This is a genomic window from Halomonas sp. AOP7-B1-5, from assembly GCF_052353045.1.
GTDB lineage: Bacteria > Pseudomonadota > Gammaproteobacteria > Pseudomonadales > Halomonadaceae > Vreelandella > Vreelandella colorata.
Genome location: NZ_JBQTDC010000012.1, coordinates 43,026 through 66,835 on the forward strand (window position 1 = coordinate 43,026; position 23,810 = coordinate 66,835).

Here is a 23,810-nt window from a genome sequence, read left to right on the forward strand (position 1 = left end):
TTTTAATCTTTTTAGAGTGAGATAAAGTGAATCAACCCACTAGATTCTGCCTAGCGGAATTAACGTTCACTTTTCTTGTCAGGCACTTTTGCATAGCCTAGGATGGCAGTCAATAAACGAAACGCCATTCTGCAATGCAGAACAAAATAAATTCAAAGCAAGGATTTAATACATGGCTAACGACTCAACATCGCTCCCCTTCACCACGCTTGGCATTGTTGGCACTGGCGCCATGGGGCGCGGCATTGCCCAATTAGCCGCTCAGGCAGGCCTTGACGTCATGCTTTTTGACCTCAAAGAAGGTGCCGTACAAGAAGCGCAAACCTTCATTAATGGCCTGTGGCAGAGAAGCGCTGGCAAGCAGCGCATTACTGCCGAGCAAGCACAGCAATATAGCCAGCGCCTGCGCGAGGCAACCGAGCTGGCCGCCCTCGCCCCCTGCGATATTGTGGTCGAAGCGATCGTTGAGAAGCTGGAGGCCAAGCAGGGGCTGTTTAGCGATCTAGAAGAAATTGTTAGCCAGCAGGCGGTGCTGGCAACAAACACTTCATCGCTATCAGTAACAGCTATTGCAGCGGCGTGTCAGTACCCAGAACGGGTCATCGGCTTTCACTTCTTTAACCCTGTTCCGCTGATGAAAATCGTTGAGGTTATTCCTGGCCTGCGCACGGCCAGTGATGTTACCCAGCGAGTAAACGCGCTGGGCGACGCCATGGGCCACTTTACTGCCCAGACAACCGATACGCCTGGATTTCTGGTCAACCATGCCGGACGCGCCTTCGGCACTGAAGCGCTTAAAATTCTGGGTGAACGCGTCACCGAGGCGGCGACGATCGACCGTATCATGGTCGACCAGGGCGGTTTTCGGATGGGGCCTTTCACACTGCTTGATTTAACGGGTCTGGATGTTTCTCATGCGGTGATGGAATCGATCTATCACCAATATTATGAAGAAGCGCGTTTTCGCCCTTCACCGTTAACGCGTCAACGCCTGAGCGCGGGTCTATTGGGCCGTAAAACCGGCGAAGGCTTTTACCGCTATGTTGAAGGCCAGCAGCAGATGTCGGATGAGCCGGCCATAGCCTCAATATCCCCTTGCCCGGTATGGATCAGCCAAGACGCCCCCGATCATGCTGCCGCGCTTAGAGAACTGGTGGAAGCGGCTGGCTGGCCTTTAGAAACCGCTACACAGCCCACCGAAAAAGCGCTCTGCCTGCTGACCCCACTGGGCGAAGATGCCACCAGCTGCGCGCTTCGCCAAGGTCTAGATGCCAAACAGTGCGTTGCGATAGATATGCTGGCAGGCCTTGAAAAGCGCCGCAGCTTGATGACGACACCTCTGACCGATACTAACTTCGCTCAAGCAGCGGCCAGCCTACTCAGCCATGACGGCACCCCTGTGAGCACGCTGCAGGACAGCAATGGCTTTGTGCTTCAGCGCATTATTGCCTGTATCGTCAATGTAGGTGCCGACATTGCCCAGCAGGGCGTTGCCGACCCAGCCACTATCGACCGGGCGGTGGAGCTTGGCTTGGGCTACCCCTTCGGCCCGCTACGCATGGGCGACCATTACGGGCCAGCACGCATTATGACGATACTCACCAACCTGCTGGATGCGACCGGCGACCCCCGTTACCGCCCTAGCCCTTGGTTGCGCCGCCGCGCCGCCCTGCAGATGTCGCTTACCAAAGCCTAATGCGTACCAGCACCCTCGTTCAGAACAACCGTTTTCATGACAGCTATCGGCCATAAGAATAATCGGGAGAATCATTATGCAAGACGCCTATATTTATGATGGTTTACGTACGCCTTTTGGGCGCCATGGCGGTAGCCTAGCGGCTATTCGCCCGGATGAACTGCTGGGGTTGACGCTGAAAGCCCTGGTCGCCCGAAATCCTTTCGCCCTTGAAAGCTATGAAGAGGTACTCGCAGGCTGCACTAACCAGGCAGGCGAGGATTCCCGTAATGTCGCTCGTCATGGTGCGCTGCTGGCGGGCCTGCCTATCGAAGTGGCGGGGCAAACGGTCAATCGCCTTTGCGGCAGTGGTTTGGCGGCGATGATGGATGCTGCTCGTGCAGCCCGGCTAAACGAGGGCGAGCTATTTCTGGCCGGTGGCGTGGAATCCATGTCCCGTGCGCCCTATGTGCTCGGCAAGGCAGACGCCGCGTTTGCCCGTAACCAGCCAATGTACGATACGGTGATTGGCTCACGCTTTCCCAACCCGTGGATCGCCAACGAGTACGGCAGCCACAGCATGCCTGAAACGGCGGACAATATTGCCCATGATCTGAATATTAGCCGTGACGCAAGCGACGCCTTTGCGGCCCGCTCCCAGGCGCGCTACGCCCAAGCGCTGGCCGCCGGTTTTTACGATGCTGAGATGTTTGGCGTTGAGGTCCCTCAAGGGCGTAAACAGCCGCCGCTAATAGTTGATAAAGATGAACACCCGCGTCCGCAAAGCACTGAAGACAAGCTTGCCAAACTAAATGCCCTGTTTGAGGGCGGCGTGGTGACAGCCGGGAATGCATCTGGGCTTAACGATGGCGCTGCGGCGTTAATTGTTGGCACATTGGGGGCCGGCGAACGGGTTGGGTTGCGCCCGCGCGCGCGTATTGTGGCGAGTGCCGTCGCTGGCGTTGAGCCACGTGTAATGGGTCTGGGCCCGGTGCCTGCTTCACAAAAAGCCTTAAGCCGAGCAGGGCTTACCCTTGAGCAAATGGATGTTATTGAAATTAATGAGGCGTTCGCCGTTCAAGTGCTGGGCTGCGTACAGCAGTTAGGGCTATCCGCCGACGACCCGCGCCTAAACGCTAACGGAGGCGCCATCGCGATCGGCCACCCGTTAGGTGCCTCAGGCGCGCGCCTGGCTCTGACGGCATTGCGCCAGCTGGAGGCAACGGGGGGACGTTACGCCCTGGTGACCATGTGTATTGGAGTTGGCCAAGGTATTGCGACGATTATCGAGCGGCTCAACCCTTAACCCCACTTGGCGAGTCCAATATCGCTAGCGCCTGGGTCGTTTCGTTGATAGCGCTTTGTATGGTTATTAAGCACTTATGCGATACTTGCCGCTATAAGACATTCTCTGCTGGAATTATTAATGACCGCTATCGACAATACTGCTGATGATCCGCAGATGCCGGGAAAAGATCGCAATTTCGTTACTGCACTGGCACGCGGATTAGAGCTGATGCGTGCCTTCGGCAATGGCGAGGAATACCTGGGTAATGCGGAGCTTTCCAACCGGACCGGGATTCCACGTCCCACGGTTTCGCGCTTGACCTATACCTTAACCCAGCTAGGTTATTTACAGCACAACACCCATCTGGAGAAATACCGCTTAGGCCCCGGCGTACTGGCGCTGGGGTATCGGTTTCTGGCCAATATGGGCATTCGTGAAGTCGCGCGTCCGCATTTGCAAAAGTTTGCCGATGCCACGGATTGTAACGTGAGCCTGGGCGGCGCTGACCGTAGCGATATGGTTTATCTGGAGACGTGTCACGGTAGCGGCCCTCTGATCATTCGCTTGGACGTTGGTTCACGCTTGCCAATAGCCACCTCGGCAATAGGCCGAGCCTGGCTATGCGGCCTGCCTGAAACCCGTCGCCAACAGATTCTTAAAGAATTAGCAGAATTCCATGGAAAAGAGTGGCCTGCTCTGGAAGCATCCATTAAGCAAAGCATGGAAGATTATGCCCATTACGGCTTTTGCTTATCCGAGCAGGACTGGCAACGCGATATTAGCGCCGTTGCCATGCCGCTGATTCTAGAGGATGGCGCTGAAGTGCTGGCGATCAACTGTGGGGGATCCAGCTTGCGTTTGGATCATGATCGTCTGGTCAATAATCTTGGCCCGAGGCTTAAAGAAGTGGCAGCTCAAATTAAGCAGGAACTCGCTCCAAAGCATAAACTGATGCGCTGAGTTTATGCTTCTTGGCCTTTCCCTAACGCTCGTTTGAATGCATCATAGAAACTTAACGATAGGCGGGTGTAGAGGAGCAGGGATGCCAAGTGAATGGATAACGCGCCAGGATGGAAAGTTAGTTTTACAAGGGGAATGGACGCTTAACCATTACCAAGAGCTTAAGGAAGCCTCCACGTCTTATGCGGAGACCCAAGCAGACGAGACGGTATCGCTGACCGATATACAGCGTCTGGATACCGCTGGGGCTGTGCTGGTTATCGGCATTATCGGGGTTGAAAGAGCCAAGCAGGTGCCCGATTGGGCAGGTGATCTGCCCAAGGAACAGCAGGCTCTGCTGGTTCGCATCGCCGAGGCCATGGATGCACCGCTCGATGTATCTCGTCACAATACCCATCGTATTACCGATGCGCTAGCCAGCGTCGGCGAGCAAATGATGGGGTTGTGGTCCCAGCAGCGCCAGCTGCTGGCGTTTATAGGTTTGGTACTGGCCACCTTTGCCCAAACGCTGTTGCGGCCACGCCACTGGCGCTTTACCGCGACCATCGCGCATATTCAGCAAACCGGCCTGAATGCCGTCCCCATTGTTGCCCTGCTCACCTTCATGGTGGGCGCGGTGGTCGCTTTTCTGGGGGCTACCGTTCTTGCCGATTTTGGCGCTACCGTTTATACCATCGACCTGGTCGCCTTCTCGTTTCTTCGCGAGTTCGGTGTTCTTTTGGCTGCCATCCTATTAGCTGGCCGAACGGCGAGCGCCTTTACGGCCCAGCTGGGGGCAATGAAATCCAATGAAGAGATTGATGCCTTGCAGGCTCAGGGGCTTGATCCGATAGAGCTTTTGGTCTTACCCCGCGTCATGGCACTGCTGGTAAGCCTTCCCCTTCTCGCTTTTATAGGCATGCTTAGCGGCTTATTAGGCGGGGCGCTGGTTGCAGTTCTGTCGCTGGATATTTCATTCCACCAGTTTATGACCACGCTACAAAAAGATGTCTCGGTGGTGCACTTTCTGGTCGGGCTGAGCAAGGCGCCAGTTTTTGCCTTTGTTATTGCCGTTATTGGCTGCCTGGAAGGTTTTAAAGTCAGCGGCAGTGCCCAGTCGGTTGGCGCCCACACTACGTCCAGCGTGGTGCAATCCATTTTTATGGTGATCCTGATTGACGCTTTGGCGGCACTCTTTTTTATGGAGATGGGCTGGTGAGCAAGCAATCTTCATCCAAGGATGTATCCGCGGAGGCATCATCCAGCGATGCATCAAAGCATGCATCAAATGCTGCACCCAGCCAAGAGCCGGTTATCAAAGTCCGCGACCTGGAAAACCGCTTTGGTGATCATGTCGTGCATGAGTCGCTGGATCTTGACCTTCTAGACGGTGAAATACTCGGCGTGGTGGGTGGTTCAGGTACCGGAAAATCCGTTTTGTTACGCAGCATCGTAGGTTTAAAACGCCCTAATGCTGGAACCATTGACGTATTAGGCACTAACCTTAATGAGCTTAGTGAAAAAGAGCGTAGCCAGATAGAGCGGCGTTTCGGGGTTCTGTTTCAGCAAGGCGCACTGTTTAGCTCGCTTAATTTGCAGGAAAACGTAGCGCTTCCACTGATTGAGCATGCCAAGCTGGCCAGAGAAGACGCGGAGCACCTGGCCCGGGTAAAGCTTTCTCTAGTAGGGCTTGAGCCTGAAGCCGCTTTGCAATATCCCGAATCGCTCTCCGGCGGGATGATAAAACGCGCCGCATTGGCCCGCGCATTGGCACTGGACCCGGATATTTTGTTTCTTGATGAGCCAACGGCAGGACTCGACCCCATTGGCGCTGCCGCGTTTGATCAACTACTGGTCACGTTGCGCGATGCGCTGGGTTTTAGCGTTTTTCTGGTCACCCACGACCTGGATACGCTTTACGCCGCCTGCGACAGAGTCGCGGTTTTATCTCAAAAACGGGTTTTGGTGGTGGACACGCTGCAAAACGTTGCCGAAACCGATGATGAATGGATTCAAAATTATTTCCACGGACCTCGCGGCCGGGCTGCAGAGCAGTCATCATCCTCTTCAACGGCTCAGCCTAAGGAGTGAGTAGCACATGGAAACGCGCGCTCATCACGTTTTAATTGGATTATTTACCTTACTCACCGCGGCTGCGGCGCTGCTATTTGCACTATGGATGAGCCAAGTGGCTGGCCAGCAGGACTATCAGCCTTATCGCATTCTGTTTGAGCGAAACGTTAGCGGCTTATCCGTGGGCAGTACCGTGCAATATAACGGCATCGAAGTGGGGGATGTGACCGAGCTGACGCTAGACCCCACTGATCCTCGCCAGGTGGTTGCCAGCATTCGCGTTGAGGAAGATACGCCAATCAAAACCGACACCCGGGCCAAACTCGCGTTTGCCAGCATTACCGGCAGCATGTCGGTACAGCTTCATGGCGGCACGCCGGAAAGCCCACGCCTTATTGACCAGACCGACGATGATGCGCCGTTTATTCGTTCCGATCCTTCTCCCATCGCCACGCTGTTTGAAGAAGGCGAGGAAATGATCGATAACATCAATGCGATTTTACAGAACGTTAATGAGCTGTTTGACGATAATAACCGGGAACAGGCAGGCAATATTTTAACCAATGTTGCCCAGATCACCCAGATGATAGCCTCTCAGCAAGATGCGCTGGATGAGAACATGGCGCTTTTCGCGGACGCTTCACGCGAGGCGACTACCACGCTTGAAAGTATCAACACGCTTAGCCAAGAGGCCACTCAGCTCCTCAGGCAAGACGGGCAACAGGTCATACAAAGCGCTGCCGATGCAAGTAACGATGTGGCACGCGCGGCGCAGCGCCTGGAGCAGCTTATCGATCAAAACGCCGGTGCCGTAGAGAGTACCCTTCAAGGCACGCGGGATATAGCGCCCGCCCTTTCCGCGCTGCGCTCCACGCTCAATACGTTAGACCGCATTACCCGCCAGCTAGAAGAGAGCCCGAGAGACTTTTTACTGGGCCGCGATCAGGTAGAGGAGTTTCGACCATGAGCTTACGCCCTTGGGCTATTGCCGTAACCGCGACGGTGCTTTTATTGAGCGCAGGCTGCTCTATATTGCCGGAAAGCGATCCTGCAACGCTTTACCGCCTGCCATCTTCTGACCCAGCGCGCAGTAGCGTAGCGCCAACGGCCATGAGTGGTCAGAAACGCTTGGGCATTGCAGCACCCGAGGCGGGGTATCTGTTAAGCAGCAACCGCATCGTGGTGTATCCCGAGCACAACGTCGTGAATGTTTACGAAGGCGCCCGCTGGCACGAAGATACGCCGGAGCTTGTCCAGGCCAGGTTAATAGACGCCTTACAGCAAAGCCGCCTGTTTGCCAGCGTAGGCAGCGATCACATGCCGTCTGATTTACTGCTGCTCAGTGAGCTGCGCCATTTTCAAAGCGAATATGACAATGGCCGCCCCAAGGCGGTTATTCAGCTGGATGTGCAGCTTGTCGAAGCCAGTGCGCGAACGCCCATTGCTTCGCAAAGCTTTAGTGCCACAAGCCAAGCCGCAGACGTTGAAATTCCCTCGGTCGTAAACGCCTTTGGACGCGCCAGCGATACGCTTACCGAGCAGCTCACCACATGGCTTTCAGATAATGCTCACGCGATCACTGAATCTGCCAGCCCGTAAGTGCCGTGTTTATTGTTTAGCTCACTGCGCTAGCTGCTTTATATACCCCCGCGGATCGCGGGGGTAATAGTATTCTGGTTGACGTTCCAAGTGGGTAAAAAATCGTGTGTCTTTATAGGGCATCTTCATAAATCCTGAAACCCCCAGGCCTTCAATCTGGTCGACACAGGCGAGAATACTCGCCAACAGCACGCGAAACTCATCCTCCTTGGCCGGGTCCAGCAAACGGTAGTAGCTGTGAATTTTTAGATGCTGGGGTAGCGCTTCAAAGATGATCATGCCGGTATGGTGGATATCGTTAAGCCTTTGCAGGATATCCATGATCGATTGGGGAAGCGCTAACAGCTCCTCCGGGTCCGGCCCATCCTCAAAATAACTGTGCTGGCGCGTTCGATCCTCAAGCTCGGGTACCGCGCTTAACTCGTAGTTAATCGCCATCTTCGCTTCAGGATAAAAGGGCTCATCGAGCGCCAAACGCTCCAGGTGTAGCGTTTGTCGGGCGTTAAACAGGCAGCTTTTAAACACCCCCTGGCGATGAATCGCCCGAGCCAGGTGCACCATGTTATTGACGGCCTCGATGAACGCAGGCTTCAGAGCTGGGTCGTGAAGGTTTAACGACGAATCGATATACACGCCATCGCGCTCCCAGCGCACAGCCAAGCCACCCACCACCGGGTATTTGCCCAAGCGACTTACGGCGGCCAGGAAGGCTTTTTCAGTCTCCCCCATCCCCTGCATAAACTGCTTATAGTAGCGGTCAAGCTGTACGTCATTGACGTCGTTTAAGGTTTCCTGAACGTTGGCTTCGCGCAGAAACGCCTTGCGAGAGCTATAAACCACAGTGTCGATTTCTTGTTTGGAGGAGCGCGCCCAGACCGGCACCAGTGGCGTTTTTAAACTAACCGGCAGGTCAATCATGACCATCTTGGAAAGCCTGGGCATCGCGCTTAAAAAATAGTCACCGGCTTTACGACGCACCTGCGGGTTGGGGTCCAGCATGCCGTCTAGAGTTTTTGCAAACTCCATGGGCAGACCTAACGAGCTTGCCGGTATTGCCCGATGACCAAATCGACATGACTGGGCTGACGCCAGAGCATAAAGCGTTCCGGCAGCGCCCTGCTCATCAAAGCGTGGCGAAGACAGCGCGCCGTTGAGCTGCTCCTCACCGATAAAGTAGACATCTCCCAGGCGGGCATTGGTCTGCTGCAGGTTATCGGACATCAGCTCCATCACGTTAGCGCCAACGAACTGCAGCTCGCTATCCAGCTGAGCAAATACCGAAGAGCCCCAATCGATAAGCCCAATCGACTCATCCAGCGGATCAAACACAATATTGGAGGGCTTAATATCACCATGCACCACAGGCCGACACTGTGGCCCGGCTTCGCGGCGCAGCGCTTTTAAAATATCCGCCAGCTGCTGCGCGATACGCATAATCAGACGCGGTGACAAGCGCCCTTCTCTCAGGGATATTTGCTCTAGATTCCATCCTGGGGCGCGCTCCATCACCAGGATCGACTGGCCTCTGGCGCGCTGGTAGGTAATCAGTTTAGGAATGCGGGAGTGAGAGACTTGTTCCAGCATGAACGCCTCTTCTTCCAGACGTTCTTGCAAGTGAGTGGGTAGCGTAATACGGGAAAACTTGAACACATAGTGAACTGAGTCGCTGCCCTGGGGCACGCTTCCCGCAAAGACAAAGCCATAGGCGCCCTTACCGATCAGCTCGATATCCCGATAACCCAACTGGGTAAGCTGTGCCTGGCACAGCGCTACCCAGTCTTTAAGCTTTTGGGCATCGTGATGGTTCAGCAGATAAACCGACTGCTCTTCGGGTATATAGAACTGCTGTAACGGCGCCTGCGGCATTCATTAGCCCCTGCGATGACGTTTTAGCCCAAATAAAGCAGCATCGTTTCAGGCGCTTCCAGAAAGCCTTTCCACGTATTACAGAAACGAGCAATAGTACCGCCATCAATAAACCGGTGATCGCCCGCCCAGGTAATCGTCATGATGGCACGGCGCTGAACGACGCCCTGTTCATCAAAGCGCGGTAGCCACTGGGTTTTACCTATCGCCACAATCGCCGCTTCCGGAGCGTTGATGATGGGGGCGGCATACGTGCCCCCCAAGGCACCAATATTGGAAATACTAATCGTGCCTCCTTTAAGGTCGGCCTGGTCAACGCGCCCTTCACGCGCCGAGGCGGTCAAACGGCCTACTTCACGGGCAATCTCGAATAGCGTTAAGCGCTCAACGCCCTTGACGTTGGGTACTAGCAAACCGGCCTTGCTGTCTACCGCCATGCCGATATTGCACTGGGGATAGTAATGCAACGCGTCGCCAGCCTCGTTTAGCTGAGCATTGAGTATCGGAGTTTCGGCAACGGCCAACGCCATTGCTTTCATAAAGAAGGGCATTAAGGTGAGGCGTTGGCCCTGAGCGTCGACCTGGGGTTTTAACCGTTCGCGCAGGGCTAATAGCTCGGTGACATCGATCTCTTCGCCATAATGAAAATGTGGAATCGTGGTGGCCGAAACCACCATGCGCTTGGCCATTACAGCACGCACGCCCCGCAAAGGCTCGATTCTGGGTGGCTCCTGGCCCTGGGCGCGGACTTCAGACTGATCGGATACCGGCTTATCGGGCGCTTCTACTGTCTTGCCTTGATCAAGATACGCCAGCACATCTTCTTTAAGCACCCGGCCATCTTTACCGCTACCTACCATATCGGTCAGCTTGACGCCGTGTTCACGCACCAGCCGCCTCACGGCGGGGCTGGCAGGCACCTTGCCCTTATCGCTATAGACACCTTCGCCAGACGCTTTGGGCGGTGCAGCACCGGGCAGCTCCGCGGCGTCCTCTACTGCGTTATTAAAGGCTTGAGACGGCGCCTGGGACGGGTGAGTCGCCGAATGATCATCCTCTTGGGCCTCTTGAGGCTGGGTGGTGGACTCTCCCTCGCTCTCGCCCTGATAGGCATATAACGGAGCATGCACTTTGGCAATCTGCCCCTGGGCCACGTAAAGCTTGGTCACGACGCCAGCTTCCGGCGCAGTGATTTCTACCAGCGCTTTATCGGTCATTACTTCGACAATGGGCTGGTCTTCCTCGATCTGGTCGCCTTCCGCGACCCGCCATTCCACCACTTCACACTCGACGATGCCTTCACCGATATCGGGCAGCTTAAAATCGCTCATTGTGTTTCTCTCCATGCGTTCTTAGGCGCTTTAAACCGCTAAAAATTAACGCTTTCGCGAATCGCTTCAAAAATTTTCAGGTGGTCCGGGAAATACTCTTTTTCCAGTACTAGTGGAAAAGGCGTATCAAGCCCGGTTACCCGTCTAATCGGCGATTCCAGGTAGAGAAAACAACGCTCTTGTATGGTCGCCGCTATTTCACCGGCAAACCCGCCGGTTAACGGCGCTTCATGACTGACCACTAACCGGCCCGTTTTCAGCACTGACTCGGCAACGGTATCGGCATCCCAGGGAAGCAACGATCGAAGATCAATGACTTCGCAGGCAATGCCCTGCTCTTCAGCAAGCTCTACCGCTTTACCAATCACTTCCATCTGCGCGCCCCATCCCACCAGGGTAATATCGCTGCCCTCCTTGATGATTTCCGCCTCGCCGATGGGCAGCTGATAATCCTCTTCAGGCACTTCACCAACCGATGCGCGATAAAGGCGTTTGGGCTCCATAAACAGCACCGGGTCTGGATCGCGTATCGCCGCCAGCAGTAATCCCTTGGCTTGGTAAGGGTTGCGCGGTACCACTACTTTCAGACCTGGCGTATGCGTAAAGTAGGCTTCGGGTGACTGAGAGTGATAAAGGCCCCCGGCAATACCGCCGCCATAAGGCGTACGAATGGTAAGCCCGCCGACGTTAAATAAATCGCCGGAACGATAGCGATATTTGGCGGTTTCATTAACGATCTGATCAAAGGCGGGAAAGATATAATCAGCAAACTGAATTTCTGCTACGGGAACGGAACCTTGCGCGGCTAAACCGTTGGCAAAGCCAATAATCCCCTGCTCGACCAAGGGCGTATTGAAACAGCGTGCCTTGCCGTATTTTTCCTGAAGATGGCTGGTGGCTCGGAATACACCGCCAAAAATGCCCACGTCCTCACCAAAGCAGATGACTTTTTCATCCTCCGCCATGGCAATATCCAGCGCATTATTAATGGCCTGTAGCATATTCATCGTAGGCATATTACGCGTCCTCCTGCGGGCTGGTGGCGGTATCCACGTCTAGATCCAGCGATTGCATTCCGCGCGGGTATGCCTCCGGATAACGACGAATATGACTTTTCAGGTGATCGAACTGGCGCTGCAGCGCTGGGGTAACGTCGGCATAGACATCGCTAACCAGGCTGTCCAGGGGTGGAGACGGGCGTTTCTCAGCGCGCTTCATGGTTTCAAGCACTTCACGACGCAGGGTTTCCTGCAGGTGGGTCTCTTCCTCCTCACTCCACCAGCCCTTTTTAAGCATCCACTTTTGCATACGCAGCACAGGATCTTTGAGCCGCCACGTTTCTTCTTCACTTTTCAGCCGGTAACCCGACGGGTCATCAGACGATGAATGCGCCGCAAGGCGATAAGTCATGGCCTCAATTAACACGGGCTGATTTTGCTCAACGGCGATTTTTCGCGCCCGTTGCGTGGCCTCAAAAACCGCCAGCACATCGTTACCATCCACGCGAATAACGTGCATATGGTAGCCAAACGCGCGCGGTGCGATGCCGTCGGCGGCAAACTGCTCAACCGCCGGGGTGGAAATGGCGTAGCCATTATTACGGCAGAAAAAGATGACCGGCACTTTATGCACCGAGGCCATATTCAGCGCCGCATGAAAATCGCCTTCTGAGGCGGCGCCTTCGCCAAAAAAGGTCAGCGTGCAGTTACCGTCTCCGGCAAGCTTCTGGCCGTATGCGTAGCCTGTCGCCTGAGGAATTTGCGTCGCCAGCGGTGAGGAAATAGTCATGTAGTGGAGCTTGCGCGAGCCGTAGTGAACCGGCATCTGGCGGCCTTTGCCATAATCCAGCTCATTACCAAATAGCTGGTTCATAAATTCATCAATGGAAAAGCCGCGATACATCAGAGCGCCCTGTTCACGGTACTGGGCCATGATCATGTCGGTGTCGCTCAGGGCAGCGGTAGAGCCGATAACGGCGGCTTCTTCACCGACACACTGCATATAGAAGCTAAGCCGCCCTTGGCGCTGAGCGGCCATCATGCGCTCGTCAAGAATCCGGGTGGAAAGCATGGCGTGATAAAGCCTGCGAGCATGGTCACGTTCAAGCGCAGGCTCTTCGGCGCCGCTATACAGCTCGCCTTCAGGATCAAGCACGCTGAAGGTGTCAATGGACAGCTCATCACCGGTCATGAATGTCGGCTGGTGTACGTAGTGCGTCATCATTATTGTCCTTGTTTTGCCCCTTTTGAAGGCAGTGTTGTTGGTGATGACCTTTTATGCCAGTGGATTTATCTGGTTTAAGTCAACGCAACTACTGCGACAGTAACGCAGCACAAGACAATAAGGGATACAACTTAAGACGAAGAGACACGCGACAGCGCGCTTTGAGATGAGGCGACTTAGGCAAGGCGCCGCTTAACGTGTCGAATGACGGGCCAAATCCCCTGGGGAGGACGACAAATGCAGGCGTATCTTGCTTTGTAAGGCATCAAACAGGCTATCGATCGTCAGTGCCAGCAGCGCAATCAGTAGCGCGCCCTGAATAACATACGCCATATTGCCATTGATGATGCCAGCAATAATCGGGTCGCCCAAATTGCTGGCCCCAACTGTTGCCCCTAAGGCAGCGGTGGCAATATTGATCGTCACCGATGTACGAATCCCGGCCAGGATAACCGGCGCGGCAAGCGGAAGTTCTACCTGATAAAGCGTTTGTAACGGCGTCATGCCCATGGCATGAGCAGCGGTTTTCATATCGGCGTCCACATCCTGAAGACCAGTGAGCGTATTGCGGACAATCGGCAGCAGGCCATACAGCATTAACGCCATGATAATGGGCAGCGTACCAAAACCCAGCACCGGCACCGCCAGCGCCAGTACCGCCACCGGTGGAAACGTTTGTCCAAGCGATGCAAGCTGCGACACTAAGGGTAAAAAGTCTTGGCCTTTTTTGCGCGTCACCGCAATCCCCGCGCCAACGCCAAGGCTAATAGTGACAATCGCCGCCACTCCAACCACCAGCAGATGACGGCCAAGCAGATCGTAGAAATGCGCGCGCTGATAAATCACCTGCCGGGCATCAGGTTCAAACCACCGAAAGAGCCCTTCTGCATACGGGATACCCAGCACACAGATCGCCAGCAATAAGCCCCAAAGTAGCGGCTGCCCCCATAAGCGATTACTGGGGGATTGCGCTGACGGGCGAGCAGGCTGTTTTACGTTAGGCTTCACGCATACTTCCTTTTTCCAGCTGGGCCTCTTTAACGATTTTGCGCAGCGACAGTTCGCCAATGGGCACATCGTGCTGGTCGACAACGGCAAGGCGGTCGGTATGATCGCGCAGCATCATCGATAGCGCCTGGCGCAGAGAGAAGTCCGCGGGAATACGATACTGTGAAGGCAAGGTGGGTCCCATAGACGACATATGATCTTTGACGCGCGTCAATGCCGCCTGTTTCAAACCGCGCTCCAGTCCACCCAAAAGCGATTCGACAAAGGGGTCCTTCGGGTGCTGCAAAAGCGCCAGCGGTGTGCCCTGCTGCACAATCAAACCGTCACGCATCACCACTAGATGATCGGCAAGTTTTAATGCTTCATCCATATCGTGGGTAACAAATACCACCGTTTTATGCAGGCGAGCTTGAAGGCTTGCCAGCTCATCCTGGAGCTTGATGCGGGTAATCGGGTCCAGCGCACCGAAGGGCTCATCCATCAATAGAATATCCGGATCCGCCGCCAGAGCCCGTGCTACACCTACGCGCTGCGCCTGTCCGCCGGAAAGCTGATGCGGATACTTGTGGGCAAACTCCTCAACGGGCAGGCCGAGCAACTCCATCAGCTCTTTTACACGCGCCTGAATATCCTCAGCCGACCATTTGAGTAGCCGAGGCACCAGGCCGATATTGCGCGCGACCGTCCAATGCGGAAATAAGCCGGTGCTTTGTATCACGTAGCCAATCCGGCGACGCAGCTTGACCGGGTCGTAAGCCTCAATGGCTTGGCCATCCAGGATAATATCACCATCGCTACGCTCGATCAGGCGGTTGATCATACGCAGCGTGGTTGATTTACCGCAGCCCGACGTGCCTACCAGCGCACAAAATTTGCCTTTGGCGATCTTCAAATCAATCGCATTGACCGCCGTTTCATCGCCAAAGCGTTTGGTGACTTGTGATAGCTCAATCATCGAACACCTCCGGGGCGCAGCACTTCAGCCAAGGCACCCAGCCCCGCATCCACCACCAAAGCCAGTATCAAAATAGGCAGTGCGCCAAGCAGCACCATATCCATAGCAGCTTGACCGAGCCCTTGAAATATAAACGTTCCTAGCCCGCCAGCGCCGATTAACGCGGCAACCGCTGTCAATCCTATGGCTTGTACGGTGGTAATACGCACCCCCTCAAGCATAATCGGAAGCGCCAGGGGTAAGCGCACCTGCCAGAACCGCTGGCTGGCGCGCATGCCCATGGCGCTGGCGGCTTCCAGCGTATCAGGGCTGACTTCTTCAAGCGCAATGTAGGTATTGCGCACCATGGGCAGCAGGCTGTAGGCCACCAGTGCAATTAACGCCGGCGTATTACCAATCCCGCTGACCCCTAACTGGGCAAGGATAGGTACGTTAGCGGCCAGCCAGGCAAGCGGCGCCAGCAAAAGGCCAAACAGGGCCAGGCTCGGAATGGTTTGTAAAAAGTTGAGTAGCGCAAAAGCGCTTTTCTGCAGTTTTACAAAGCGTCGCATCAACAACGCCAGTAACGTGCCTACAACGATGCTAATACTGACCGCCACACTTACTAGTAAAATGTGCTCTAACGCTGCCTGGATAAACTGTCGATCACGTGCTTTAAATTCTTGAATCAGCGCCAAATCGCTCAACCATAGCGATGCGCATAGCCACCAGATCAGCCCTATACTCGAGAGTATCACCACCGGCCATAAGCGCCTCAAGGCAAGTTTTAAGCGCAGCTCAATCAGACATAGCATCAGGATAAACAACAAAACCCAGTAGCCTGCACCTATACCTAACCGTGCTTGAGGAAGCTCCGGGTCTATTAAAAAGTGGCCAGCAACCATTAATCCAAACGGCATCAGCGCTAGAATTAACACCACCACCCCGAGCGCTGCCCAGTAATTAGTGCGGCTGGGTTGATAGGCAAGCCCGCCCACCGCGATAATTAATAGCGATGCCAGCAGCACCCCAGGCCAGCCGATGGCATCCATTGCGCTAACACCTGTCGCCTGGACAATTCGATTCGCCGCAACGCTTGCTGCGTCCAACACCCAAACCGCCGCAAGCATCGTCACGCTTAAACTGACTAAAACAGCATTAGGGTGCTTGCCACGCCCTAGCCTGGGCGTGGGTAGCGCATCCAAAAGCGACATTAATTAGTTATCCAGACTGTCGAGATAGTCGTTGGCGACTTGATCCGCCGATAGGCCATTAACGGCTACGTTGGCATTAAGTTCCTGCAGGGTTACTTCATCGAGAGTTGAAAAAACCTCTTCAAGCAGCGGCTCGATATCCGGATAGGCGTCTAAAACGCTTTCACGCACAACAGGCGACGGCTGATACACCGGCTGAACGCCTCGCGTATCCTCTAACACCACCAGACCCAGCGCGTTTAATCCACCGTCGGTCCCGTAGGTCATGGCACCATTAACACCGCTGGTCTGTTGGGCCGCAGCGCGCATTGTCGCGGCGGTATTGCCCCCTGAAAGTACCAGCAGCTGATCTGCCGTCAGTTCAAACCCATAAGCCTCCTGAAACGCAGGGAGCGCTTGGGCGGACTCAACGAACTCAGCGCTGGCTGCGAATTTGAAATCCCCTCCATCAGCGATATAGGCGGCTAAATCATCCAGCGTTTTTAAATTATGCTCGCTGGCGACATCTTCACGAATACTCATGGCCCAAGTGTTATTGGCACTCGCCGGCGTTAACCACACCAACCCGTTTTGAGCATCCTGTTCGCGTACGGTCTGGTAGGCCTGTTCGGGGTCTTTCCACACATCACTGTCAGCCATGTCAAAGAAGAACGCGCCGTTACCGGTATATTCAGGGTACAGATCTATTTCACCGGTCGTCAGCGCAGTACGCACAACATTGGTCGCCCCCAGCTGTAGACGGTTTTCAGTGGCGATACCGTTGCGCTCCAGCGTCTGAATGATCAGCTCGCCTAGCACGGCACCTTCCGTATCGATCTTGGAAGACACCACGACGGGGTCGTTCGCGCTCGCTTGAGAGAGTGTTACCAGCGAGAGGCTGGTCACCAATAGCAAAGGTTTCATTGTAAAGCGCATCTTGGCAATCCTTTAGTAGACGTCTTTATTGAAGGGGTCGTTGCTGAGCGTTGTAGGCAAACTGACGCTCACGCCAGCTTGCCTACACATCCTGGCATTTACAGGTTCTACATTTATAAATGCTGTGTTTATAAACCCCGTATCTATAAACCCTGTCCTTACGAAGCGTGAATTTATAAATACTGAGGTTATAAACTCCAGTATAAGAGGCATTTGCGCGGATGCCAGACGCCGCTAATGCGGCGCCTGGCCTACATATGCCTATTGCGGAGATTCAACCACCCAGGTGGTTCCTTCCCGGGAGTCTTTCAGAATAATGCCTAACGCAGCCAATTCGTCACGAATGGCATCCGCCTGGGCAAAATCCTTGTCCGCTTTCGCCGCGTGGCGCTGAGCAATCTTTTCTTCAATTGCCGTTTCGCTTAACGCAGCGGTTTGCGATTGCGTACCCTTTAAAAACGCCTGGGGTGCTTGCTGAAGAAGGCCCAATAGGCCGGCGAGCTGTTTAAGCTCAGCGGCCAGCGGACGAGCTTTTTCAGGCGCTTCGCTCTTGGCGCGATTCAAGTCCCGGGCCAAGTCAAAGAGCACGGCAAGCGCTTCAGGCGTATTGAAGTCGTCATCCATCACGGCCGTAAAGCGCTCTCGATAGTTGCCGACAGCGTCTGCCTGAGCATCCTGGCTATCGCTCTCCACGCCTTCCAGCGCGGTGTAAAAGCGCGTTAACGACTTTCTGGCTTCATGTAGAGAATCGATCGAGTAGTTGATCGCGCTCCGGTAGTGGCTGGCCACTAACAAATAGCGCACTACCTCCGGGTCGTGGTCAACCAGCACATCGCGAATAGTAAAAAAGTTGCCCAGGGATTTCGACATCTTTTCCTGATTAACCCGCACCGCACCCGCATGCATCCAGGTATTGACGTAAGTTTTACCCGTCGCGGCTTCTGACTGGGCAATTTCGTTTTCATGGTGGGGGAAGGTCAAATCAGGCCCGCCACCATGAATATCGAAAGTATCGCCCAGACAGCAGGTCGACATGGCGGAACACTCAATATGCCAGCCAGGACGGCCGTTGCCCCACGGGGACGGCCAGTGTGCTTCACCCGGTTTTGCGGCCTTCCAGAGCACAAAATCGAGCGGATCTTCTTTATGAACATCCACATCAACCCGTGCGCCTGAACGCATGTCATCAAGCTGGCGGTTATTGAGCTTGCCGTAATCGGTAAATTTACGCACCCGGTAGTACACATCGCCGTTGTCAGCGGGGTAGGCGAAACCTTTAGCAATTAGCGTTTCGATCATCGCGACGATATCGCCAATATGCCCCGTTGCCCGGGGCTCATGGCTGGGAGGCAGCACATTCAGCCGCGCTTCATCTTCATGCATGGCGTCAATCATGCGTTCCGTAAGCGCGGTAATGCTTTCCCCGTTTTCCTCGGCACGCTTGAGGATCTTATCGTCGATATCGGTGATGTTGCGCACGTAGGTAACATCGTAGTCCCGATGGCGTAGATAGCGGGTAATGACATCAAACGCGACCATGACGCGCGCATGGCCAAGGTGACAATAGTCATACACCGTCATGCCGCAGACATACATGCTCACTTTACCCGCGACCAGCGGAGTAAATGGTTCTTTGCGACGCGTCAGCGTATTGTAAATTTGCATATGACTATTCCTTAGCCTTTCTGTTTGATTTTCGCCCAGCTATCTTTTAATCCTACGGTACGGTTAAACACCAGCTGACCCGGTTTGGACAGGTGGCGGTCAGCACAGAAGTAGCCTACCCGCTCAAACTGAAAACGTGCTTCAGACGCTGCATCGGCAAGGCTCGGTTCGCCAATCGCCTGGCATACGCTGAGTGATTCTGGATTCAGGTGTTCCAGGAAATCGACGTCTTTATCACGGTCAGGCTGCTCTACCATAAACAGGTTGTCATACAGGCGTACTTCCATGGGAACGCCGTGAGCCGCACTCACCCAGTGGATGACGCCTTTGACCTTACGCCCTTCCGGGTTTTTACCTAACGTATCAAAATCAACTAAACAGTGAAGCTCAGTGATCTCGCCCGCCGCGTCTTTAATCACATCATCACAACGGATGACGTAGCTATTGCGTAGGCGGACTTCTTTACCTGGTGCCAAGCGGAAGAACTTCTTGGGCGCGTCTTCCATAAAGTCGTCCTGGTCGATGTAAAGCTCTCGACTAAACGGCACTTTGCGCATCGGCATATCGTCACGCGCGGGGTGGCCCGGCACTTCGTACACCTCTTCATGACCTTCAGCCACATTGGTTAGGAGCACTTTAAGCGGCTTCAATACGCACATGGCACGCGGCGCGTTATCTTCAAGGTCCGAGCGAATGGCGTGCGTCAGCATGGCAATATCCACCAGCCCACCATCAGCGCGGGTTACCCCGATCATTTCGCAGAATTTACGAATAGAGGCAGCGGTATAACCACGGCGGCGCATACCGGAAATCGTCGGCATCCGCGGGTCATCCCAGCCGTCCACAATCTGCTCGTCAACCAACAGCTTCAATTTGCGCTTGGAGGTCAGCGTGTAATCAAGATTCAGGCGTGCAAACTCGATCTGACGCGGCTTTGCAGGCACCGGCAGATTGTTAAGGAACCACTCATACAGGGGACGGTGGTCTTCAAACTCAAGAGTACAAATCGAGTGGGTAATCCCTTCGATCGCATCCGACTGGCCATGGGTAAAATCATAGGAAGGATAGATCTTCCATTTATCGCCCGTCTGGTGGTGGCTTGCATGACGAATGCGATACAGGATCGGATCGCGCAGGTTGATGTTGGGCGATGCCATATCGATTTTGGCGCGCAAGACTTTCTCGCTTTCGCCAAATTCACCGGCGCGCATACGCTCCAACAGATCCAGATTTTCTTCGACGCTGCGTTCGCGATAAGGGCTTGGCTTGCCAGGTGCCGTTAACGTGCCGCGATACTCACGAATCTCATCGGGTGAAAGATCATCCACGTAGGCTTTGTCTTCGCGAATCAGATGCTGCGCCCAGGCGTAAAGCTGATCAAAGTAGTCTGAGGCAAAGCGAACCGGGCCCGCCCAGTTAAAGCCTAACCAGCTGACGTCCTCTTTAATGGCATCGATATACGCCTGCTCTTCTTTTGCGGGGTTGGTGTCGTCAAAACGCAGATGACAGTCACCACCCATTTGCTCCGCCAACCCGAAGTTCAAGCAGATCGATTTTGCATGACCGATGTGCAGAAAGCCGTTGGGCTCAGGGGGGAAACGTGTCACGATTTTTGTGACCTGGCCGCCCTCGATTTCGTCGCGTACTTGGTTGCGAATGAAGTTCGGCGCTGGGGTGGTCTCGTTGGTCATGGTGGTGTTGAAAACCTCGTGGTGGATGGCGTGCCAGGCAACCAGTACCTACGCTAATCGGGTTAGCGCTTCGCGGTGCAGGGCAAAACCGCTATTATAGCGTGACGCCGATGCACAGCGCCAAGGCGAACGCCTTTATTGAACAGGAATTTATCTATGATCGTATTACAGACGAACCACGGTGACATCACTATCGCGCTTAATCATGAAAAAGCGCCGGTAACAGCGGCTAACTTTGAGCAGTATGTTCGTGACGGCTTCTACGATGGCACACTGTTTCACCGGGTCATCGACGGATTCATGGTCCAAGGCGGTGGTTTTGACCAGGACTTTAATCAGAAGCCTACGCGTGACCCGATCGAAAATGAAGCGGACAACGGCTTGAAAAACACCGTTGGCACGCTGGCCATGGCCCGCACCCAGGATCCGAACTCGGCTACCGCTCAGTTTTTTATCAATGTGGGCGACAACAGCTTTTTAGACCATAGCGGCAAAAGCCTGCAAGGCTGGGGTTACGCGGTTTTCGGTGAAGTAGTTGAAGGTATGGATGTGGTTAACGCTATTAAGGGCGTGAGCACTACTCGCCGCGGCATGCACGCCGATGTGCCAGCGGAAGACGTGATTATTGAGCGTGCCTATGTAAAAGAAGCGGAATAACCCTTCGGGAGCTTTATGCGCACACTGCTTGTAGCTGATATGCACCTAAGCAGCGACACCCCTGAGATCAATCAGGGGTTTTATCGCTATTTGGACCAAACTGCTCAAGGAGCCAATGCCCTTTATATACTGGGCGATCTTTTTGACGCGTGGATTGGCGATGACCTGCTTGATACTCAGCACCCGCTGAGTGCGGTGGCTCATGGGGTTATCCAACGCTTACGCCAGCTGAGCGATAACGGTACAGCCATTTACATAATGCATGGCAACCGGGATTTCTTATTGGGTGATCGCTTTATCAATGCCTGCCAGGCATCGCTTCTCTCGGATGTACAGGAAGTGGAGCTGGAAGGCCTGGCGGTTGCCCTGCTGCATGGCGACAGCTTATGCACCAAGGATGAGGCCTATATGGCCTTTCGCCAGCAGTCACGCAATCCTGAATGGCAGGCTCAAATACTGGCCCTGCCGTTTGAGCAGCGCCTGGAACTGGCTAAAAGCTTGCGGTTACAGTCGGGTGATGCCAATGCCAACAAGGCTGAGGCGATCATGGATGTGACCCAGGACGAAGTCGTGGCACTGATGGAGCGCTTCGGCCTTACTACCATGATCCATGGCCATACCCATCGGCCAAAGGTGCACGACCTTACGGTGGAAGATGTGCCTGCCAAGCGCTTTGTACTGGGCGACTGGGATAATCAGCACGGCTGGGATGTGATCATTGAACGATCAGATCACAATACCATGCCACACTTGCGCCAGTTTGACCTGACAACGCCTCCAGCGGCTTAGTCTGTTCATAATCTAGCGATAAAAAAAGCCGATCAATTTGATCGGCTTTTTATCTCAGTTGTTATCTTAGGCGCTCGCCTTACGCGAGTAGACTAGCGCTTGATATCGGCATCCTGATGCAGGTTATCAATCAAGCCTTGAATCACTGCCTGAGCTCTTAACTGCTCTGACATTTGCGCGACAAAACCTGACATCTGTTCGTCAACCTCACCGTCAGAGACCTCATCCAAGGCCACCACGGCAACGCCCTGCGGCAACACAACTGCCCGATAAAGGCTCTCGCCATCTTCTGGATGTGGCATGCGGAAGGCTTCCTGCACTAATGCCTGAGGCAATGCGCTCTCCGACTGGCGGCTCACATTGGCGGCCTCCAGCCAATCGACATCGACCGACTCACCGGCATTAAGCTCAGCGGTCATGGCTTGCGCCTGCTCCAGCACGGCCTGCTGGCGCTGTTCTACCACGACGGATTGCTCTACTTCATCGCGCACTTCATCCAGGCCAATCAATGTTGCATCGCGATGCTCTGCGACACGCAGCACCAGGCGACGGTCATCATCCAATTCGATGACTTCGCTGTTATAGCCATCTCCCAAGACTTCGTCGCTAAAGGCTTCATCCAGCACGCCTGGCTCAGAAAGGACGCCTTCCCCTTCACCACGGGCAAGCCAGTCGGTCTGATTGAGGGTTAGGTCCAGCTGGTCGGCAACGCTTTGCAAATCTTCAGCGGCGAAACTTTCATCAATCAGCTGCTGCACTTTGGTATTAAACGTGTCGTTGACTTCAGTAAGGGCAACGTTCTGGCGCAGCATCTCACGCTGCTCTTCAAATGCAGGCGCATCGATTTCGGTCACTTGAAGGATATGGAATGCACCGTCAATCTCCACCACTGAAGAAGTGTCTCCTTCTTCGAGGGCAAAGGCGGCATTATCAAACTCCTCGCCAAAAATGCCACGCGAAATCGTGCCTAAATCTCCACCCTCTTCGGCACTGGCCGTATCATCAGAGTAACGCAGTGCGGTGTCAGCAAAGGTTTCACCGCTTTCTAGATCGCTTTTTGCGGTTTCAGCAATCTCGCGCGCTTCATCACGAGTGCGCTCATCGCCAAATGCCACCATGATATGCGAGATACGTCGATCGGCATTTTGATTCTGTTCACGCCACGCATTGCGCAGAGTCTGTTCATCGACATCGCTTTCAGAAGCCATCTCCTGACGATCAATCAGCACATATTCGACGCGCACTTGCTCAGGACGCTCAAAGCGCTCCTGATTGGCATCATAGTAGGCTTGCACCTGCTCGTCGGTGACATTGGTCTCGATATTGGCGTTATCGTTATCCAACAATACGTAACGGAAACTGCGCTGCTGACGCTGCAGCTCCGCTAAACGATTCTGTTCGCTTGGCAGGCTAAAATCACTAAACGCCAGACCTTGCTGCAAGTGCTGACGTTTGATGTCAACCCGCAGGTCTTGCCTAAATGAGACAGGCGTGTAGCCTGCGCCTGCCAGACGGTTGCGGAAAATCTCAGCTGAGAAACGGCCTTCCTGGTCATGAAACTCGGGCAGGCCAACAATGATCTGATCTAGCTGTGCATCGGAAACAAAAAAACCGCCGTCATCGGCGTACTGCGTTAGCAGTTGCTGTGTAATCAGCTGATCAAGCATGTCATTGCGTAGCGCGCGTTCCTGCTCTGGCGGCACTTGGCCAGAGCGCAGCGCCCGCTGCACTTCAAGCTCCACCTGCTGACGCATGATGGGCTCGCCGTTAACGCTTGCGACCTCATTGGGATCACTACCAAAGACACTAAACAGGGATTCCACCCCAAACAGCGCCATGGCAGCTACCATGAGACCGATAATAATTTTGGCGCCCCAGCTTCTGGAGCCATTTCGAATACTTTGCAGCATGCTAGCCTCAGATAAACACAGCCATACAAATAA

Annotated in this window: 20 protein-coding genes; 9 read left to right on the top strand and 11 right to left on the bottom strand. The window is 54.4% G+C overall.

The features are described from left to right. Positions 1 to 172 precede the first annotated feature (172 nt). The 7 genes from ACT3XD_RS08305 (at position 173) to ACT3XD_RS08335 (ending at position 7,574) form a co-directional block, all read left to right on the top strand. Positions 173 to 1,696, top strand: a complete 1,524-nt coding sequence (locus ACT3XD_RS08305; protein ID WP_192538578.1) for a 3-hydroxyacyl-CoA dehydrogenase — start codon at positions 173 to 175, stop codon at positions 1,694 to 1,696. 76 nt (positions 1,697 to 1,772) lie between these two features. Then, complete coding sequence (locus ACT3XD_RS08310) at positions 1,773 to 2,981, top strand: 3-oxoadipyl-CoA thiolase (protein ID WP_192538577.1); 1,209 nt, start codon at positions 1,773 to 1,775, stop codon at positions 2,979 to 2,981. Between the two features lie 120 nt (positions 2,982 to 3,101). Further along, positions 3,102 to 3,923: an IclR family transcriptional regulator gene (locus ACT3XD_RS08315; RefSeq protein ID WP_192538576.1), complete on the top strand. Its 822-nt coding sequence runs from the start codon at positions 3,102 to 3,104 to the stop codon at positions 3,921 to 3,923. An 82-nt stretch (positions 3,924 to 4,005) separates the two neighbouring features. Continuing rightward, positions 4,006 to 5,121, top strand: coding sequence for an MlaE family ABC transporter permease (locus tag ACT3XD_RS08320; RefSeq protein ID WP_192538575.1), 1,116 nt, complete (start codon positions 4,006 to 4,008; stop codon positions 5,119 to 5,121). A 95-nt stretch (positions 5,122 to 5,216) separates the two neighbouring features. Next, positions 5,217 to 5,993 (top strand): ABC transporter ATP-binding protein, encoded by a 777-nt coding sequence (locus ACT3XD_RS08325; RefSeq protein ID WP_040460104.1) that lies wholly within the window; start codon positions 5,217 to 5,219, stop codon positions 5,991 to 5,993. A 7-nt stretch (positions 5,994 to 6,000) separates the two neighbouring features. Next, positions 6,001 to 6,942, top strand: a complete 942-nt coding sequence (locus ACT3XD_RS08330; protein WP_192538574.1) for an MlaD family protein — start codon at positions 6,001 to 6,003, stop codon at positions 6,940 to 6,942. Next, complete coding sequence (locus tag ACT3XD_RS08335) at positions 6,939 to 7,574, top strand: ABC-type transport auxiliary lipoprotein family protein (protein WP_192538573.1); 636 nt, start codon at positions 6,939 to 6,941, stop codon at positions 7,572 to 7,574. Before ACT3XD_RS08330 ends, ACT3XD_RS08335 begins: the two co-directional genes overlap by 4 nt. 21 nt (positions 7,575 to 7,595) lie before the next feature. Here ACT3XD_RS08335 and ACT3XD_RS08340 read toward each other — a convergent pair whose 3' ends face one another. The 10 genes from ACT3XD_RS08340 to ACT3XD_RS08385 all read right to left on the bottom strand — a co-directional run bounded on the left by ACT3XD_RS08340 (position 7,596) and on the right by ACT3XD_RS08385 (position 20,421). Then, on the bottom strand, positions 7,596 to 9,440 hold the full coding sequence (locus ACT3XD_RS08340; RefSeq protein ID WP_192538572.1) for a protein kinase domain-containing protein: 1,845 nt from the start codon (positions 9,438 to 9,440) through the stop codon (positions 7,596 to 7,598). 23 nt (positions 9,441 to 9,463) lie between these two features. Beyond that, a complete protein-coding gene (locus ACT3XD_RS08345; protein ID WP_192538571.1) occupies positions 9,464 to 10,771 on the bottom strand; it encodes a 2-oxo acid dehydrogenase subunit E2 in 1,308 nt (435 codons plus the stop codon). Between the two features lie 38 nt (positions 10,772 to 10,809). Then, positions 10,810 to 11,787, bottom strand: coding sequence for an alpha-ketoacid dehydrogenase subunit beta (locus ACT3XD_RS08350; protein ID WP_192538570.1), 978 nt, complete (start codon positions 11,785 to 11,787; stop codon positions 10,810 to 10,812). Between the two features lies 1 nt (position 11,788). After that, entirely contained in the window at positions 11,789 to 12,991 is a 1,203-nt protein-coding gene (locus ACT3XD_RS08355; RefSeq protein ID WP_192538569.1) for a thiamine pyrophosphate-dependent dehydrogenase E1 component subunit alpha, read from the bottom strand. A 195-nt stretch (positions 12,992 to 13,186) separates the two neighbouring features. Then, the gene (locus ACT3XD_RS08360; RefSeq protein ID WP_192538568.1) at positions 13,187 to 14,002 is read right to left on the bottom strand and encodes an ABC transporter permease; all 816 of its coding nucleotides are present in this window, start codon (positions 14,000 to 14,002) and stop codon (positions 13,187 to 13,189) included. Continuing rightward, positions 13,992 to 14,957 (bottom strand): ABC transporter ATP-binding protein, encoded by a 966-nt coding sequence (locus tag ACT3XD_RS08365; protein WP_018916242.1) that lies wholly within the window; start codon positions 14,955 to 14,957, stop codon positions 13,992 to 13,994. Before ACT3XD_RS08365 ends, ACT3XD_RS08360 begins: the two co-directional genes overlap by 11 nt. Further along, entirely contained in the window at positions 14,954 to 16,150 is a 1,197-nt protein-coding gene (locus ACT3XD_RS08370) for an ABC transporter permease (protein ID WP_192538567.1), read from the bottom strand. The genes ACT3XD_RS08365 and ACT3XD_RS08370 overlap by 4 nt, the downstream gene beginning before the upstream one ends. A 3-nt stretch (positions 16,151 to 16,153) precedes the next feature. After that, a complete protein-coding gene (osmF, locus tag ACT3XD_RS08375; RefSeq protein ID WP_192538566.1) occupies positions 16,154 to 17,065 on the bottom strand; it encodes a glycine betaine ABC transporter substrate-binding protein OsmF in 912 nt (303 codons plus the stop codon). 261 nt (positions 17,066 to 17,326) lie between these two features. Then, positions 17,327 to 18,730 carry a cysteine--tRNA ligase gene (gene cysS, locus ACT3XD_RS08380; protein ID WP_192538565.1) on the bottom strand — a complete coding sequence of 468 codons (1,404 nt, stop codon included), beginning with the start codon at positions 18,728 to 18,730 and terminating at the stop codon, positions 17,327 to 17,329. A gap of 11 nt (positions 18,731 to 18,741) precedes the next feature. Further along, on the bottom strand, positions 18,742 to 20,421 hold the full coding sequence (locus ACT3XD_RS08385; RefSeq protein ID WP_192538564.1) for a glutamine--tRNA ligase/YqeY domain fusion protein: 1,680 nt from the start codon (positions 20,419 to 20,421) through the stop codon (positions 18,742 to 18,744). A gap of 156 nt (positions 20,422 to 20,577) precedes the next feature. Between ACT3XD_RS08385 and ACT3XD_RS08390 the strand changes: the two genes are divergently transcribed. Beyond that, positions 20,578 to 21,078 (top strand): peptidylprolyl isomerase, encoded by a 501-nt coding sequence (locus ACT3XD_RS08390; protein ID WP_018916247.1) that lies wholly within the window; start codon positions 20,578 to 20,580, stop codon positions 21,076 to 21,078. Positions 21,079 to 21,093: 15 nt separating this feature from the next. Then, complete coding sequence (locus ACT3XD_RS08395) at positions 21,094 to 21,867, top strand: UDP-2,3-diacylglucosamine diphosphatase (protein ID WP_192538563.1); 774 nt, start codon at positions 21,094 to 21,096, stop codon at positions 21,865 to 21,867. Positions 21,868 to 21,959: 92 nt separating this feature from the next. Here the strand turns inward: ACT3XD_RS08395 and ACT3XD_RS08400 are convergent, their stop codons facing one another. Further along, entirely contained in the window at positions 21,960 to 23,777 is a 1,818-nt protein-coding gene (locus ACT3XD_RS08400) for a SurA N-terminal domain-containing protein (protein ID WP_192538562.1), read from the bottom strand. Positions 23,778 to 23,810 lie beyond the last annotated feature (33 nt).